The 14579-nt window shown below is 68.6% G+C and carries 14 protein-coding genes and 1 other RNA gene; 10 read left to right on the forward strand and 5 right to left on the reverse strand.

Annotated features, from left to right (window positions below):
• The first annotated feature begins 15 nt into the window (after positions 1-15).
• On the forward strand, positions 16-957 hold the full coding sequence (locus tag J2S53_RS00495) for a cobalamin biosynthesis protein (RefSeq protein WP_456239286.1): 942 nt from the start codon (positions 16-18) through the stop codon (positions 955-957).
• A 24-nt stretch (positions 958-981) separates the two neighbouring features.
• Here the strand turns inward: J2S53_RS00495 and J2S53_RS00500 are convergent, their stop codons facing one another.
• A complete protein-coding gene (locus J2S53_RS00500; protein WP_456239287.1) occupies positions 982-1872 on the reverse strand; it encodes an SURF1 family cytochrome oxidase biogenesis protein in 891 nt (296 codons plus the stop codon).
• Positions 1873-1946: 74 nt separating this feature from the next.
• Positions 1947-3305: an IS607 family element RNA-guided endonuclease TnpB gene (gene tnpB / locus J2S53_RS00505; protein ID WP_456239288.1), complete on the reverse strand. Its 1359-nt coding sequence runs from the start codon at positions 3303-3305 to the stop codon at positions 1947-1949.
• 55 nt (positions 3306-3360) lie between these two features.
• Between tnpB and J2S53_RS00510 the strand changes: the two genes are divergently transcribed.
• Entirely contained in the window at positions 3361-3564 is a 204-nt protein-coding gene (locus J2S53_RS00510) for a helix-turn-helix transcriptional regulator (protein WP_456239289.1), read from the forward strand.
• A gap of 48 nt (positions 3565-3612) precedes the next feature.
• Here the strand turns inward: J2S53_RS00510 and J2S53_RS00515 are convergent, their stop codons facing one another.
• Positions 3613-4506, reverse strand: a complete 894-nt coding sequence (locus J2S53_RS00515; RefSeq protein ID WP_456239290.1) for a fructosamine kinase family protein — start codon at positions 4504-4506, stop codon at positions 3613-3615.
• An 82-nt stretch (positions 4507-4588) separates the two neighbouring features.
• Positions 4589-5146 (reverse strand): low molecular weight protein-tyrosine-phosphatase, encoded by a 558-nt coding sequence (locus tag J2S53_RS00520; protein ID WP_456239291.1) that lies wholly within the window; start codon positions 5144-5146, stop codon positions 4589-4591.
• A gap of 150 nt (positions 5147-5296) precedes the next feature.
• On the opposite strand from J2S53_RS00520, the gene cobC reads away from it, so the two are divergent.
• From cobC to J2S53_RS00540, 4 genes are read left to right on the forward strand one after another with little or no spacing between them, the layout of a single operon-like run.
• Positions 5297-6430 carry an Rv2231c family pyridoxal phosphate-dependent protein CobC gene (gene cobC / locus J2S53_RS00525; protein ID WP_456239292.1) on the forward strand — a complete coding sequence of 378 codons (1134 nt, stop codon included), beginning with the start codon at positions 5297-5299 and terminating at the stop codon, positions 6428-6430.
• Positions 6427-7287 (forward strand): Nif3-like dinuclear metal center hexameric protein, encoded by an 861-nt coding sequence (locus J2S53_RS00530; protein ID WP_456239293.1) that lies wholly within the window; start codon positions 6427-6429, stop codon positions 7285-7287. Before cobC ends, J2S53_RS00530 begins: the two co-directional genes overlap by 4 nt.
• The gene (locus J2S53_RS00535) at positions 7284-8018 is read left to right on the forward strand and encodes a zinc ribbon domain-containing protein (RefSeq protein ID WP_092975284.1); all 735 of its coding nucleotides are present in this window, start codon (positions 7284-7286) and stop codon (positions 8016-8018) included. The genes J2S53_RS00530 and J2S53_RS00535 overlap by 4 nt, the downstream gene beginning before the upstream one ends.
• On the forward strand, positions 8015-9226 hold the full coding sequence (locus J2S53_RS00540) for a bifunctional RNase H/acid phosphatase (protein WP_456239294.1): 1212 nt from the start codon (positions 8015-8017) through the stop codon (positions 9224-9226). Before J2S53_RS00535 ends, J2S53_RS00540 begins: the two co-directional genes overlap by 4 nt.
• 16 nt (positions 9227-9242) lie before the next feature.
• Here J2S53_RS00540 and J2S53_RS00545 read toward each other — a convergent pair whose 3' ends face one another.
• The gene (locus J2S53_RS00545) at positions 9243-10406 is read right to left on the reverse strand and encodes an ROK family protein (RefSeq protein WP_456239295.1); all 1164 of its coding nucleotides are present in this window, start codon (positions 10404-10406) and stop codon (positions 9243-9245) included.
• Between the two features lie 179 nt (positions 10407-10585).
• Here J2S53_RS00545 and J2S53_RS00550 point away from each other — a divergent pair, with 179 nt between their 5' ends.
• The 4 genes from J2S53_RS00550 (at position 10586) to J2S53_RS00565 (ending at position 14543) form a co-directional block, all read left to right on the forward strand.
• Positions 10586-12022 (forward strand): sugar porter family MFS transporter, encoded by a 1437-nt coding sequence (locus J2S53_RS00550; protein ID WP_130466749.1) that lies wholly within the window; start codon positions 10586-10588, stop codon positions 12020-12022.
• Positions 12023-12220: 198 nt separating this feature from the next.
• An RNA gene (gene rnpB, locus J2S53_RS00555) (RNase P RNA component class A) lies at positions 12221-12623 on the forward strand.
• A 371-nt stretch (positions 12624-12994) separates the two neighbouring features.
• Complete coding sequence (locus tag J2S53_RS00560) at positions 12995-13783, forward strand: class I SAM-dependent methyltransferase (RefSeq protein WP_456239296.1); 789 nt, start codon at positions 12995-12997, stop codon at positions 13781-13783.
• A 487-nt stretch (positions 13784-14270) separates the two neighbouring features.
• Positions 14271-14543: a hypothetical protein gene (locus tag J2S53_RS00565; RefSeq protein WP_092929349.1), complete on the forward strand. Its 273-nt coding sequence runs from the start codon at positions 14271-14273 to the stop codon at positions 14541-14543.
• The last annotated feature ends 36 nt before the right edge of the window (positions 14544-14579 follow it).

The raw sequence follows: 14579 nt of genomic DNA on the forward strand, positions 1-14579 counted from the left end.
CGAGGAGGAATTGCCGTGAGCTCGGGGCGGGCGGTCGGTTTATTACTCGGCGTAGCCGCTGACGCGGTTCTGGGGGATCCGAAACGCGGACATCCGGTGGCGGCGTTCGGCAGGACCGCCCAACGGGCCGAGTCGGTCACCTACCGCGACAGCCGTTCGGCCGGCGTGCTGCACACCGCCGGGTTGGTCGGCGCGACCGTGGGACTCGGTGTGATTTTCCAGCGGATGGTCCGGCGTTCGCCGGTCGCCGAAGCGACGTTGACCGCCCTGACCACCTGGAGCGTGCTCGGCGGCGCCTCCCTGGCACGTGAGGGCAGTGCGATGGCCGCTCATCTCGACTCCGGTGAGTTGGCGGCGGCGCGTTCCAGGCTGCGCGGACTGTGCGGTCGTCGCGCCGATGACCTCGACAACCAGGGACTGGCGCGTGCCACGGTCGAATCGGTGGCGGAGAACACCTCGGACGCGGTCATCGCCCCGCTGTTCTGGGGAGCCCTCACGGGAGTTCCCGGTCTCGTCGGTTACCGGGCGGCCAACACGCTCGACGCCATGATCGGGAACCGGAGTAGCAGGTACCGCGCGTTCGGCTGGGGCGCGGCGCGGCTGGACGATCTGCTGAACCTGCTCCCGGCACGCACCACCGCGATGCTGACCGTGGTGTGCGCACCGGTGGTCGGTGGCTCGGCACGCGAGAGCGGCCGGATCAGGCGACGGGACGCCTCGGCGCACCCCAGCCCCAACGCGGGCCAGGTCGAGGCGGCGTTCGCCGGTGCGCTGCGCATCAGGCTGGGAGGCCGGATCGACTACGAGCACGCCGCCGAGACCCGTCCCGTGCTGGGGGAGGGGCGTACCGCCGACGGTGGCGACGTCACGCGGAGTGTCGAGCTGTCCAGGCTGATCGGAACCGTGGGGGGTGCGCTGGCCGCTGTGACGGCGCTGGTCGCAGGCAGACGGAGGTGAGTCGTTCCGCGAAGAGCTCGCCGGTCAGGTACCCGCCGAGTTCCGCTGCTCACGGTTCTCCTGCTCCCGGCGTTCCTCCGCCGCGATCAGCTCGGCGACCGACATGCGGGGTTTCCGCTTCCGCCCGCCGGTCCCGGGGCTACCCGCGTCCGGCGTTCCTCCGGCCGAGGTCCGGCCGTTCGGGGTGCGGGGTGAACGCGCTTCGCTGTAAACCAGATACCCCAACGCCAGCGGCGCCATGACTCCGAAGATGATCCACTGCATCGCGTACGAGAGGTAGGGCCCGGACTCCAGCCTCGGCAGTGGCACTGCCTGCAGCACACCGGGCTGCTCGGACACCAGCGTGAAGTAACCGGAGCGCATCGGGATGTCGACGCCGCGCTCCACCGTGTTCGCGTTGATCGCGTACGTCCACCGGTGGTCGTCGTGGCGGAACGTCGACCGCTGCTCGGCGTCGTACTCGTTCGCGCGGATCCGCGCCGTCAACCGCACCGTTCCCTCCGGGGCGGCCGCGTACTCCGGTGCCCTGGTCGACTCCACCGGGCGGATGAATCCGCGGTCCACCAGCACCGTCCCACCGTTCTCCAGCCGGAACGGGGTCAGCACCTCGAAAGCGGGTTCGCCGAGTACGGTGCGCTGCCAGGCCAGTGTCTCGCCCCGGGAAAGGTAGTGACCGGTGAACGTCACCCGTTTCCACTCGGTCGAGGAGCTCGGCGCCTCCTCACGGGGCAGCACATCACGCAACGGCTTGGGCTCCGCCCGCATCGACGCCCGGATCGCGTCGTTGCGCGCCTGCGTCTCGTTGTGCCTGCTGAACTGCCACGGTGCCAACACCGTGAAGCAGAGCGTGGAAAAAACAGCCACCAGCAGGAGCAACGCGAGCCAGCCGGGGCGCAGTAGAAATCCGAAACGCACGGGTCCACGGTAGGCCGGGCGATGGCCGGTGCGCCGCACGGGTCCACCCGGTAGTGGGCCGTTCAGGAAACGTGTCAGAGTGTTCCTGAGCCGTCGCCTTGCGGCGCGGCGTTGACCCCGGTTCCGTCCGGGGTCTTCCCGTGGCGATACCCGTCGCCAGCGTGGCTGGTCTTAGGTGGGTTTCCAGCGGGCGTGTTTTCCGTCCCGACGCAACTCGCCGTGGACGCTGTGAGGCCCGCGAGGTTGCGGGCCGCGTTGAGGTCGCGATCAGCGGTGTGGCCGCAGTGATCGCAGGTGAAGACGCGTTCGGACAGGCGCAGTTTGGCTTTCACCACGCCACAGTCCGAGCAGGTTTTCGAGCTGGGATAGAACCGGTCGGCCACGATCATGTCGCGGCCGTGCCAGGTGGTTTTGTAGTCGAGTTGGTGCCGTAGCTCGCCCATACCCACGTCGGCGATGTGGCGAGCCAACCGGCGGTTGCGTTTCATGCCCTCGACGTTGAGGTTTTCTACCGCGATCGTGTCGTACTCGCGCACGAGTCGGGTGGAGAGCTGGTGCAGCCCGTCTCGACGCGCGTTGGCGACCCGCGTGTGCAACCGGGAGGCCTGTTGCTGCGCCTTGTGCCATCGCTGCGACGGTTTCCGCTTCGTGCGTTTGTCCGGCCCTACGCGCCTGGCGGCTTGCCGTTGTAGCCGGCGAAGTTGGCGTTGCGCACGGTCGAGGTGTTTGGGGTTGGCGATGGTTTCCCCGGTGGACAGCACCGCGAGTTCTTTCACTCCGAGGTCGACACCCACGGTTCCGCCGCGTGTGGCGGGTGCGGGCTCGGTCTTGGTGATCTCCACCGAGAACGACACGTGCCACCGGCCGCGTTGGAACGACACGGTGGTCGACCGGATACGGGCGGTGCCGCGTTCGACGTGCCGGGCGAGTGTGCGGGTGGACTCGTGGGTACGCACCGTGCCAATACGCGGAAGCTTGACATGGCGGCGGTCGGAATCGGACAGCCCGAACGATCCGGTGGTGAACCGGCATGAAGCGCGGTGCCGCTTGGACGTGAACCGGGGGAACCCGACCCCGCGACCGGCGCGCTTGCCGGTGCGGGACTTGTGCCAGTTGTCCAGCGCGGTCGCGAGGTTCGCCAGCCCGGAGGCGTACGCCTCCTTGGAGTTCTCGCTCCACCACGGGGCCGCCTCGTGCTTGGCCGCGTTCCAGGCTTTGCGCAGGCTGTAGGCCGACCAGCTCATCACCGGGGTGAGCTGGTCCTCGGCGACTCCGTAGGAAGCTTCCGCTACCCGCTGGTTCATCACGGCCTTGACTTGCGCGAGCGCCCAGTTGTAGGCGAACCGGGACGCACCGCAATGCGACGACAACATGGCCCGCTGCTGCGGCGTGGGATCGAGAGCGAACTGGTACGCCTGCAACACCGTGGTCATGCTGGGTCACCTCCCTCGTGACGTCTGGCTTGATCACAATATACCATACTTGAGTATGGCTAACTTGGATGACTTGCTCTCCGCCCCACAAGCGGCCGAACTACTCGGGATCAGCGTCAAGACGCTGTACCGCAACTCGTACGTCTACGACGACTTCCCCCAGCCGACCAAGGTCGGACGCACCGTGCTCTACGACCCGGACGAGCTACGCGCCTGGCGCTACGAACACCCACCACGCGAACGCACAATCACACGTTGACACATTCTTCCACAGAACCACCAACAGTCGGAAACCCCGTCTCCCCGCTCAGAACGAGCGCAGTGCTTCCCGCGCGACCGAGTGTGCCTGTCTGGCGAAGCCGCGGCCGAACAACACGCCGTGCACCAGCAGCGGGAACAGCTGGTGTATCCCCACCCGCTCGTGCCAGCCCGGCGCCAGTGGTGTCTCCGCCTCGTAGGCGGCCAGCACCTGATCCAACCGGGGACAGCCGAACAACCGCAGCATCGCCAGATCGGTCTCGCGGTGCCCGCCGTGCGCGGCCGGGTCGATCAACCACACGTGAGTCGTCTCCTCCGGACCTCGTCCCCAGTGCACGTTGCCGCTCCACAGGTCACCGTGCAGCCTGGCGGGCGCCTCGTCGGCACCGGGAAGTTCACCGAGTCGTTCGCAGAGTTCGGTTATCGGCTCCGCCTCCGAGCGGTGCAGCGTGCCCGCGTCCACCAACCGCCGCACGTAGGGTTCCACGCGCAGTGTGCCGTAGAAGGTCGGCCAGTCTGCCACGGGTTCGTTGCGCATCGGGGCCAGCCCGATCCACGCGTCGCGGGGGCCGCCCGGAGGTGGGCAGCCGTGCGCGGTGGCCCCGGCGGCGTGCGTTCGCGCGAGTGCGCGCCCGAACTCCGCCGCCGCCTCGGCCGTGGGAGAGCTCTCGGCCACGTGCTCGGTGATCAGCCACTGCTCGTCCTCGCCGAAGACCTCGGGTACCCGGGCCGCGCCCGCCTCTGCCAGCCACCGCAGCGAGGCCGCCTCCGCACGCAGGGCGTGCGGCATGTTCGGCGGGGCTGCCTTGGCGAACACGCTGCGTCCGTCGTCGAGTCGGACCTCGTAGGCAGCCGAGGCGTCACCACCGCCGAGACGACGAGGCTCCGCCGCTTCGGCACCCGTCAGTTCCGCGACTGCCTCGGCCAACCCCGGATGGCTCATGACATCTCCCTCGATCGGGTTGTCGGGTCGTGATTTCCGGTCAGCTCCGGTCGTTTCCGCTGTCGACCGCTGCGACGAGTGCTCACGACGCCGTCTCGGAGGGGGACGTCGTCCCGGCCGAGGAGGCGGAACCCCGATCTCCCGAACCGGGCAGCCCCAGGCCGGTCCTGACCCGGTCGAGCAGTCCGGGGACAGCGGCCTCGATCATCTCCATCACCCCGTCGAAACCGCGCTCGCCACCGAAGTAGGGGTCCGGCACCTCCGCCCACTCGTCGGACTTCGGGTCGAACGAGCGCAGCAGCCTGACCCGCTCGTTGTCCTGAACCTCGTCCCGGAGCACGCGCAGGTGCCCCGCGTCCATGGCCAGCAGCAGGTCCGCGCCGAGGTGGTGCTCGTCGAGCTGCGCGGCGGTGTGCTCGGTGGGGTAGCCGTGGTCCGCCAGCACCGCGTTGGTGCGCGGATCGGCCGACTCCCCGACGTGCCAGGGGCCGGTGCCCGCGCTGGACACCTCGACCCGGTCGGAGAGTCCGGCACGTCTCAGGTGCTCGCCGAACACCAGCGCTGCCATGGGGGACCGGCAGATGTTGCCGGTGCAGACGAACGAAACGTGGAAGGCCTTGGTGGTGGAATCGAATGTCACATCCCCAGTGTCCCGTCGAACGGCATCGCCCGAGCGTCGGGTTCTTCCTCGTGACGCTTTCCGACGCCCCCCGAGTTCCGGTATCCGGTGGTTCCGGCGGCACCACCGGCGCTGTCCGGCTCGACCCGCGCGGTAGCTAGACTGCCGGGGATGACTCGCCGGGACGACAGGGAGATGCTGCGCCATCACGGAGATGTGGACGCCGCTGGCGAGCTGCTCGACTTCGCGGTCAACGTCCGGCTGCGACAACCCCCGGAGTGGTTGCGCGATCGGCTGATCGCCGCGTTGGACAGGCTGGGCGGTTATCCGTCCGCCGAGGACGACCTCGCGGCCCGGTGCGCGGTGGCTCGACGGCACGACCGTTCTCCCGAGGAAGTGCTGCCCCTGGCCGGGGCGGCGGAGGGATTCGCGTTGTTGCCAACCCTGCGCCCGGAGCTGGCCGCTGTGGTGCATCCCTCGTTCACCGAGCCCGAACTGGCGCTGCGCGACGGTGGCGTCGACGTCACCCGCGTGCCGCTCGATCCGGCCGACGGATACCGACTCCGGCCGGAGGCCGTGCCCGAGCGGGTCGACCTGGTGGTGCTGGGCAACCCCACGAATCCGACCTCGGTGCTGCACCCCGCCGAGACCCTGCGCTCGCTGGCTCGTCCCGGACGGGTCCTGGTCGTGGACGAGGCCTTCGCCGACGCGGTGGTCGACGAGCCGGAATCGTTGGCCGCCGAACGGATCCCCGGACTGCTCGTGCTGCGTTCGCTGACCAAGATGTGGGGACTGCCCGGGCTGCGGGTCGGATACGCGCTGGGAGAGCCGGAACTGCTGCGGCGGTTGACGCACCGCCGCCCGCACTGGCCGGTGAGCACGCTCGGGTTGGAAGCCCTGTTGGCGTGCTGTGAACCCGAGGCCGTCGCCGAGTCGCGACGCGCGGCGGAGCTGCTCGCCCGGTGCCGTGACGAACTGGCGGCCGAGCTCGCCGACATCCCGGGAATTCACGTCGCCCTGCCGGCAGCGGCCCCATTCCTGCTGTTGCGGGTGCCGAACGGTCCCTCGGTACGCGCGGGGCTGCGGCAACACGGCATCGCGGTACGCCGGGCCGACACCTTCCCCGGACTCGACGAGGACCACATCCGGGTGGCCGTGCGTGGTGACGCGGAGAACGCCCGACTGGTCTCCGCGTTGCGGGAAGTCGTCGTGCCACCGGCCTCGCCGGAGCGGGAACGCACCGACGAGGAGCCGGTTGCCACCGTTACCGAAAATCGATCCACGACACGGGAAGCGACTCGATGACCACACGGATCAGGGATGTGCTCGACGTACTCGAAGCCGCCTACCCGCCGAGTTACGCCGAGTCGTGGGATGCGGTGGGGTTGGTCTGCGGCGATCCCGATGCGACCGTGGATCGTGTGCTGTGCTGCGTCGATCCGGTCGAGGAGACCGTCGACGCCGCCGTCGAGCAGGGCGCCCAGCTGCTCGTCTCGCACCATCCGCTGCTGCTGCGCGGGGTGCACGCCCTTCCTGCCGACGATCCCAAGGGCCGCCTGCTGCACCGGCTGATCCGTGCCGGGATCGGGCTGTACTGCGCCCACACCAACGCCGACACGGCCAGCCCCGGCGTTTCCGATGCGCTCGCCGCGCGGCTCGGACTGACCGTCACCGGTCCGCTCAGTCCGCACCGGGAGGGGGCCGAAACCGGGCTGGGCAGGTTGGGAACCCTGCCCGAGCCCGAACCGTTCGAACGATTCGTGCACCGGGTCGCCGACGCGTTGCCCGTGACCTCGTGGGGGGTGCGCGGGGCGGGTGATCCGCACCGTACCGTGCGAAGGGTCGCCGTGTGCGGCGGTTCCGGTGACTCGAATCTGGATGCCGCCGTCGAGGCCGGAGTGGACGCCTACGTCACCGCGGATCTGCGGCACCACCCGGCGGCCGAACACCTCTCGCGTGCCGATGTGCCGGACACGCGTGTTCCCAACCTCGTCGACGTCGCGCACTGGGCCAGTGAGTGGCCCTGGTGCGAGCAGGCAGCCGATGTCCTCGGCGCGGCGTTGCCCGATACTGTCGAAGTCCTCGTCTCCGCGTGCCGCACCGATCCATGGACGGTGCACGCGCACGCCACGGACACCGATACTGGGAGGAAGCCCGAGTGAAAGCCGATCCCGCCGCACAACGCAGGTTGCTCGAAGTCGCCAACGTCGATGCCGAGCTCAACCGCATCAACCACCGCAGGCGGTCGCTTCCGGAGCTGGAACGGATCGGCGCCGCCGAGCGCGAGGTGCGGACCAAGCAGGACGCGTTGGTGGCAGCGCGGACCACACTCGACGATCTGCGCAGCGAGGTCGAGCGGCTGGAGAACGAGGTCGATCAGGTGCGGTCGAGGCAACAGCGCGACCGCCAGATGATGGATTCCACCGGCTCCTCCAAGCAGCTGGAGGACCTGCAGCACGAGATGAGCACCCTCAGCAGGCGCGAGGCCGCGCTGGAGGACGACATGCTGGAGGTCATGGAGCGCCGCGAGGCCCAGGAGGCCGACGTTTCGCACGCCCAGCAGGAGGTCAACACCGCGGAGTCCGAGCTGGAGGACGCGCGGCACGCTCGTGACGAGGCGTTGGCCGACCTGGAAAGTGACGAGGCCAAGCGACTGGCCGAACGGGAGTCGCTGGTCGCGGACATACCGCAGCAGCTTCTGGACCTCTACGAACGGATCAGGCAGCAGCGTGGTTCGGGTGCCGGATATCTGCAGGGGAACAGGTGCGGCGCCTGCCGTCTCGAACTGGACCGGGCGGCGCTCGCCTCGGTGCGGGAGGCCGCGGCGGACGACGTGGTGCGCTGTGAGGAGTGCGGCGCGATCATGGTGCGTACCAAGGAGTCGGGTCAGTGAGCACACGGGTGATCGTCGAGGCCGATGGCGGGTCGCGCGGTAATCCGGGCGCGGCGGGCTACGGAGCGGTGGTTCGCGACGCCGCGGACGGACGTGTGTTGGTCGAACGTTCCGACGGGCTGGGGGAGACGACCAACAACGTCGCCGAGTACCGCGGCATGATCGCCGGGCTGAACGCGGCCCTGGAGCTCGGTGCGGCGGAGGCCGAGATCAGGCTGGACTCCAAACTCGTCGTCGAGCAGATGTCGGGCAGGTGGCGGGTCAAGAACCCGGCGTTGCAACCGTTGGCCGCCGAGGCCCGGCGCCTCGTGTCCCGGTTCACCTCCGCGCGGTTCGAGTGGATTCCACGGGAGCGCAACAAGCACGCCGACCGGCTCGCCAACGAGGCCATGGACCGGCAGGGTGACGGCGCGGACTCGGTGGCCGAGGCCGGATCGACGGTGCCCACCGGGGCGGCGGTGCCGGCCGAACCGACCGAGCCGGCCACGGTGACCGGAACGGCCGCGGTGACTGGAACGGCCGGGACCGATTCCGCACCGAGTGGGGTCGCCAGCTGGAGCGGTGCCGTGGGAGCCCCGACACGGTTGTTGCTGCTGCGGCACGGGCAGTCCCCCATGTCGGTGGACAAGCGCTATTCCGGGCGCGGGGACGTGCCGCTCACCGAGCTTGGGAGGCGACAGGCGCGGGCCGCTGCCGGGCGACTGCTGACGATGGACGAGCTCGTTCCCGGGGAGGGAGCGGTCCCGGTGCTTTCCTCGCCGCTGAGGCGGGCTCGTGGTACCGCCGAGGTGGTGGCCACGGCCATCGGCGGACAGCTGGTGCCGCACGAGGGGTTGGTGGAGACCGACTTCGGTGCCTGGGAGGGACTGACCTTCACGGAGGCGGCACAGCGGTATCCCGAGCTGCATCGCAGCTGGCTCGGTGATCCCGCGGTGACACCACCGGACGGCGAGAGTATGAACGCGGTCTTCGAGCGGATCGACGAGGTGCGGAGCCGGCTGCTGCGGGATTACGCGGGACGAACGATCGTGCTCGTCACCCACGTCACCCCCATCAAGGCGCTGTTACGCATGGCGCTGGGGGCCGGCCCGGAACTGTTCTACCGGCTCCACCTCGATCTGGCATCGCTGTCGGTGGCCGAGTTCTACCCCGACGGGAACGCCTCGGTTCGGTTGGTCAACGACACTTCACACCTCCGTGGAATCTGAATGTTCCGGGCGCCGATCAGAGGGCGAGCTGTTCGTGTGCCAACAGCACGGCGCCGTCGAGCTCGGCATCGCGCAGCGAGCTCGTCACCAGGCGGCAGGCGGAGTGCGGTAGCGAGGAGCACCGCACCGCCTGCTCCATCGGATGCCGCAGCACCTCGCCCGCCCCGGTCACCGCACCTCCGATGACGACCAGGTCCGGGTTCAGCACGTTGCGGAGGTAGGCGATCCCGTGCCCCAGCGCGGTACCCGCACGCCGCAGCGCTGCCACCGCCCCGGCGTCGCCGCTCTCGGCGGCGTCGAGCACGGCGTCGATGTCGCAGTCGGGCGCGAGCGCGGTCGGGGTTCCGGCCTCGGCGGCCTCACGAACCGACCGCAGAATCGCGGGTCGTGAGGCCACGCTCTCCAGGCATCCCGAGTTGCCGCAGGCGCACTGCCGACCGTTGTCCTCCACGCGGCAGTGCCCGATCTCGCCGCCGATTCCGGCGGCTCCCGAGAACAACCGCGAGTCCAGCACCACACCCGCGCCGATGCCCGTGTCGACCATGATCCGGACGAAGTTGGCGACACCGTCGCCCCAGCCGAAGCGTTGTTCCGCCAAGGCTCCGGCGTGTGCCTCGTTGTAGATCACCGCCGGGACGCCGAACAGCTCCTCGACCCACTCCCGAAGCGGCACGTCGTGCCAATCCAGGTTCGGGGCCAGCAGGCAGCGTCCGCTGCGGTGGTCGACCAGCCCGGAGACCGACACCCCGACGGAGGAGATGCGTTCGACGGGAACCCCAGCTCGTTCCGCCGCTTCCCGGACGAGTGGATCCAGCCGGTTCACACCTGTCGCCGCGTCACCGACCGAGCTGGGAGCCGAGGCCTGCGCCAGCGTCCTGCCGAGTGCGTCGGCCACGGCCACCGAACTGTCGCGCACCCCGAGGTGAACACCCACGTAGGCACGCGCGTCCGGGTTGAAGACCACGAGGTTCGGCCTGCGACCGCCCGCGACGGCCGCCTCACCGACTCCGGCCGGGATGAGCAGTTCCTCCTCGAGCAGCGAGTCGATGATCGAGGACACCGAGGGCTTGGTCAGACCGGTCGTGCGGGCCACAGCCGCGCGTGAGCGCGCTTGGCCGTCGCTGAACAGCTCGATCATGTGCTGTCGGTTCAGCTGCCGGACCGTCCGTGGGTCGGCCATGCCGCGAAAACCTCCTCGTACGGCTCGCGGAGCACCACCGGCCGCGAGCGCTGTAGCTCTCGGTGATCGATCGGAACCTGGAGTAACAGTCGTTCACCGTATTGACACGCATTAGTAAGGATACGATCCTTACCAACCATTGCTGGGTCACACTTCCCCTTGAGTGCAATGGAGCATAGATGTCCTTCCATTCCACCACCGGCACCTCGGGTGCCGGATCTCACGCCCGCCCACTGCGCACAGCCCACTTCGCCTCGGTGGCGGCGCTCGGCGGGTTTCTCTTCGGTTACGACACCGCCGTGATCAACGGAGCCGTCACCTCGATTCGGGAAGCCTTCGGAGTCGGTTCGGTCGTCACCGGGCTGGCCGTCGCCATGGCTCTGATCGGGTCGGCCCTCGGTGCCTGGAACGCCGGAACGCTCGCCGACCGGTACGGCCGACTGGTCACGATGCGCACCGCCGCCGTGCTTTTCCTGCTGAGTGCGATCGGTTCCGCCCTGCCGTTCACCGTCTGGGACTTCACGTTCTGGCGGCTCGTCGGCGGCGTCGCGGTCGGTATGGCCTCGGTGATCGCACCGGCCTACATCGCCGAGATCGCCCCGGCCCGGCGCAGGGGACGGCTCGGCACCCTGCAACAACTGGCCATCGTGCTCGGCATCGCGATCTCCCAGGTGGTCAACTGGGCCATCGCGGGTGCGGCCGGGGGCGCCGCGGAGCCACTGCTGGGGCTCGACGCCTGGCAGTGGATGTTGGCGGTGGAGGCGGTTCCCGCGGTTCTCTACGGGGCGCTGGCGTTCACCATCCCGGAATCACCGCGCTACCTGGTCACACGGGGTCACTTCGACCGTGCTCGACAGGTCCTGGACACCACCGAGGAGGGCGACGTCGACGAACGGCTCACCGAGATCCGGGATTCCGTGGTGAACGACCACCGGCCCCGGGTGCGGGATCTGCGTAGCGTGCGCTCCGGGCTGCTGCCGATCGTCTGGATCGGCATCGTCCTGTCCGTGTTACAGCAGTTCGGCGGGATCAACGTCATCTTCTACTACTCGTCGGCGCTGTGGCAGTCGGTCGGTATCGACGAGTCCAGCTCACTGCTGCTGAGCCTGTCCACCCAGATCTTCAACGTGCTGGGAACCGTCATCGCCCTGCTGCTGCTCGACAGGGTCGGAAGACGCCCGTTGCTGCTGACCGGTTCGGTGGGCATGACGATCATGCTGGGGCTGGCGACGTTCGCCTTCAGCCACGCGAACACCGTGGACGGCGAACCGAACCTGGCCAACCCGTACGGGCCGATGGCGCTGGTCGCCGCGCACGTTTTCGTGTTCTTCTTCGCCATCTCGTGGGGTCCGGTCGTGTGGGTACTGCTGGGTGAGATGTTCCCGAACCGGTTCCGCGCCCCGGCGCTGGCGGTCGCCGCGGCCGCCCAGTGGTTGGCCAACTTCCTCGTCACCGCCACTTTCCCGCCGCTGTCCGACATCAGCCTGTCGATGACCTACCTCGGGTACACCGCGTTCGCGGCCGTGTCGGTGTGGTTCGTGATCAAGTGGATACCCGAAACCAAGGGACGGACACTCGAGGACATGGATCGCACCACCGTGTCGTCGCGGGCCTGAACGACCGGGCCGACCGGCGGTCGGCGGAGTCGTCGGTCCGCCGGGGTCCTCCCGCCTCCGCCCCCGCGAGCGGCACCCGATGTGGCGGGTGCCGCTCGCCCTCGCCACCACTCGCGAGCGAGGGCGGACGGGAGGTTCCGCCAATCGGACACCTGGGGCGAACGGGGCGAGCGACTCCTACTAGAATGAGAACGTGGACGAGTCGACCGGGCGGCCGCGACGGGGTTCGGCCCCGTCGAGGAAAGTCCGGACTCCACAGGGCAGGGTGGTTGCTAACGGCAACCAGGGGTGACCCTCGGGAAAGTGCCACAGAAAGTGAACCGCCCGGCCGTACCGTTCGGTCGGGTAAGGGTGAAAGGGTGGTGTAAGAGACCACCAGCGTCCCCGGTGACGGGGACGGCTCGGTAAACCCCACCCGGAGCAAGGTCAAGAGGGCACCGTTGTCGGTGTCTGCGCGAGTGTTCGAGGGCGGCCCGTCCGAGACTCGCGGGTAGACCGCTGGAGCTCGTCGGTAACGGCGGGCCTAGATGGATGGTCGCCACGCGGGAACGCCTCGGGTGTTCTCCGCGTACAGGATCCGGCTTACAGGTCGACTCGTCCGCTTTCCCCGGGCGGTGTTCCCGCACCGCCCCCTCCCCCTGGCAGTGTTTCTTCCGGGCCGAACGCCCGTTGCTTGGTATTCCGCCGGTGCTTCCGGTGCTCCGGCGAAGAGTCCTTACACCGATCTCGATCGCGGTCCGATCACTCGTTGGTTCCAACGCGCCGGTTTTACGGGATGAGGAGCCGAGGTGGCGTGGTAACCAGTCGATGTCGAGCCACCCGGAGCGAGAGCAGGCGAAACGTTTAGTCGATCCGCCTTCGCGAAGGGTGGATCGACGACGTACCGCTGCCGCTTGCCGCCGTCTCCCGTAGGGGGCGGCGACCAACCCGGGCAGCGGAATCCAGTCCCGCCCGTGAAATTGGGAGATCGGCTTGGCAGCAGGGTATGTCTTCGCCTCGGACGACCGGCTCACCGCGGCCCATCTCGGTGCCTTGGACAGGGCCTTCGACCACATCAGCGTCCGACGGTTGCTCGACTGCGGTGTACGGGAGGGCTGGCGGTGTCTCGACGTGGGAGCCGGGAGCGGTTCGCTGGCCGTGTGGTTGGCGGGCAGGGTCGGTCGGCGCGGCGAAGTCGTCGCCACCGATGTGGATCTCCGTGGGTTGCGGCACGTGTCCGCGAGGAACCTGCGAGTCGTCGAGCACGACCTCACCGTGGACCGACTCGCCGAGGGCGGTTACGACCTGGTGCACGGCAGGTTGCTGCTGATCCTGCTCGAAGGACGACGCGAACTCCTGCGGCACCTCGCGGGAGCGCTCAAGCCCGGTGGGGTTCTGCTGCTCGAGGACTTCGACGTCGAGGGCGCGGGAGCCGTTTGCGCTCCCACCGAGGTGGACGCTGAGGTCTTCGACCGCGTGTTGTGGTCCTATCTGGACGCCATGTCCGCCGTGGGGGTCGACATACACTGGGGACGACACCTCTACGGCGAGCTGTGTCGGACGGAACTACGCCGGATCGATTCCACGGCGACCGCCGAGGTGTGGCGGGGTGGTTCGCCCGGATGTGAGCTGATCCGGGCCAATTTCACCCAGCTCCGGAACCGCGTGCTCGCCGACGAGCGGGTCGACCTCGCCGATTGGCGACACGCCATGCGACTGCTGACGGACCGGCGTTTCGCGATGCGCGGGTTTCTGCTCGTCGGTAATTCCGGGATTCGGTGAATCGTGCTCGTTCTCCGCCGCTGTCAATCGAGCGGGGACCACGTGCGACGATGATCGACACTGGCTTCACGGAAGTGTGATGTGAGATCCGGCATCATCGGTGTGAGCGCCGAGTGATCACCGGGGCCGTTGTCGGAGTTCCGCCAGTCACGAAAGGATGGTCCTCGGTTGGCCACTGTCGAACCTTCCACTCGGGACGGAACACGGCTCGGCGTGGACGAACGGGTGAATCCCCGCCGGATCGTGCGACACGAAATTGCGCCGTACGAGTGGTTTTCAGGGTCGGCGGGCATGCTGTAAGAGTGACACGTTCGACGCCACACCCGGTGGGCGCTACCACTACTTCCGGGACACGTGCCATGTTCTACTCGATACCGCGTGCCGGGCATCCCCCGGTTTGTCGAAAAAAGCCGACAACCGCTCGTACACAGAGGTAACAATGACCGCCGTGCCACTAGCAGCCCTGGACCCGATCGCAGTGTTCGTCATGACGAGGTCGCCGGTCACGGTGCTCGCCCAGACGGATCTGAACACCGACGGCATCCGGGCATGGATTCTCAACAATCTGCTCCCGCTGCTGCTGTTGACCGTGGCACTGCTGCTGCTGTGGCTGGGTGGCGGCAAGGGCGACAACGCGGGTGTGATGCGCCGCGTCGGCGGCGTCTTCGTCGCACTGGCGATCATCGGACTCGCGGTCAGCGGTACCGGTGTGGACATCGGAACCTTCATAGCCGGCCTGTTCAGCACCAGCGGTGGGTAACGACCGAGAGCTCGGTCCGATGGGCAGGTGGCAAGG

Origin of the sequence: Actinopolyspora lacussalsi (assembly GCA_030803735.1) — a bacterium.
GTDB classification, from domain to species: Bacteria; Actinomycetota; Actinomycetes; order Mycobacteriales; family Pseudonocardiaceae; genus Actinopolyspora; species Actinopolyspora lacussalsi.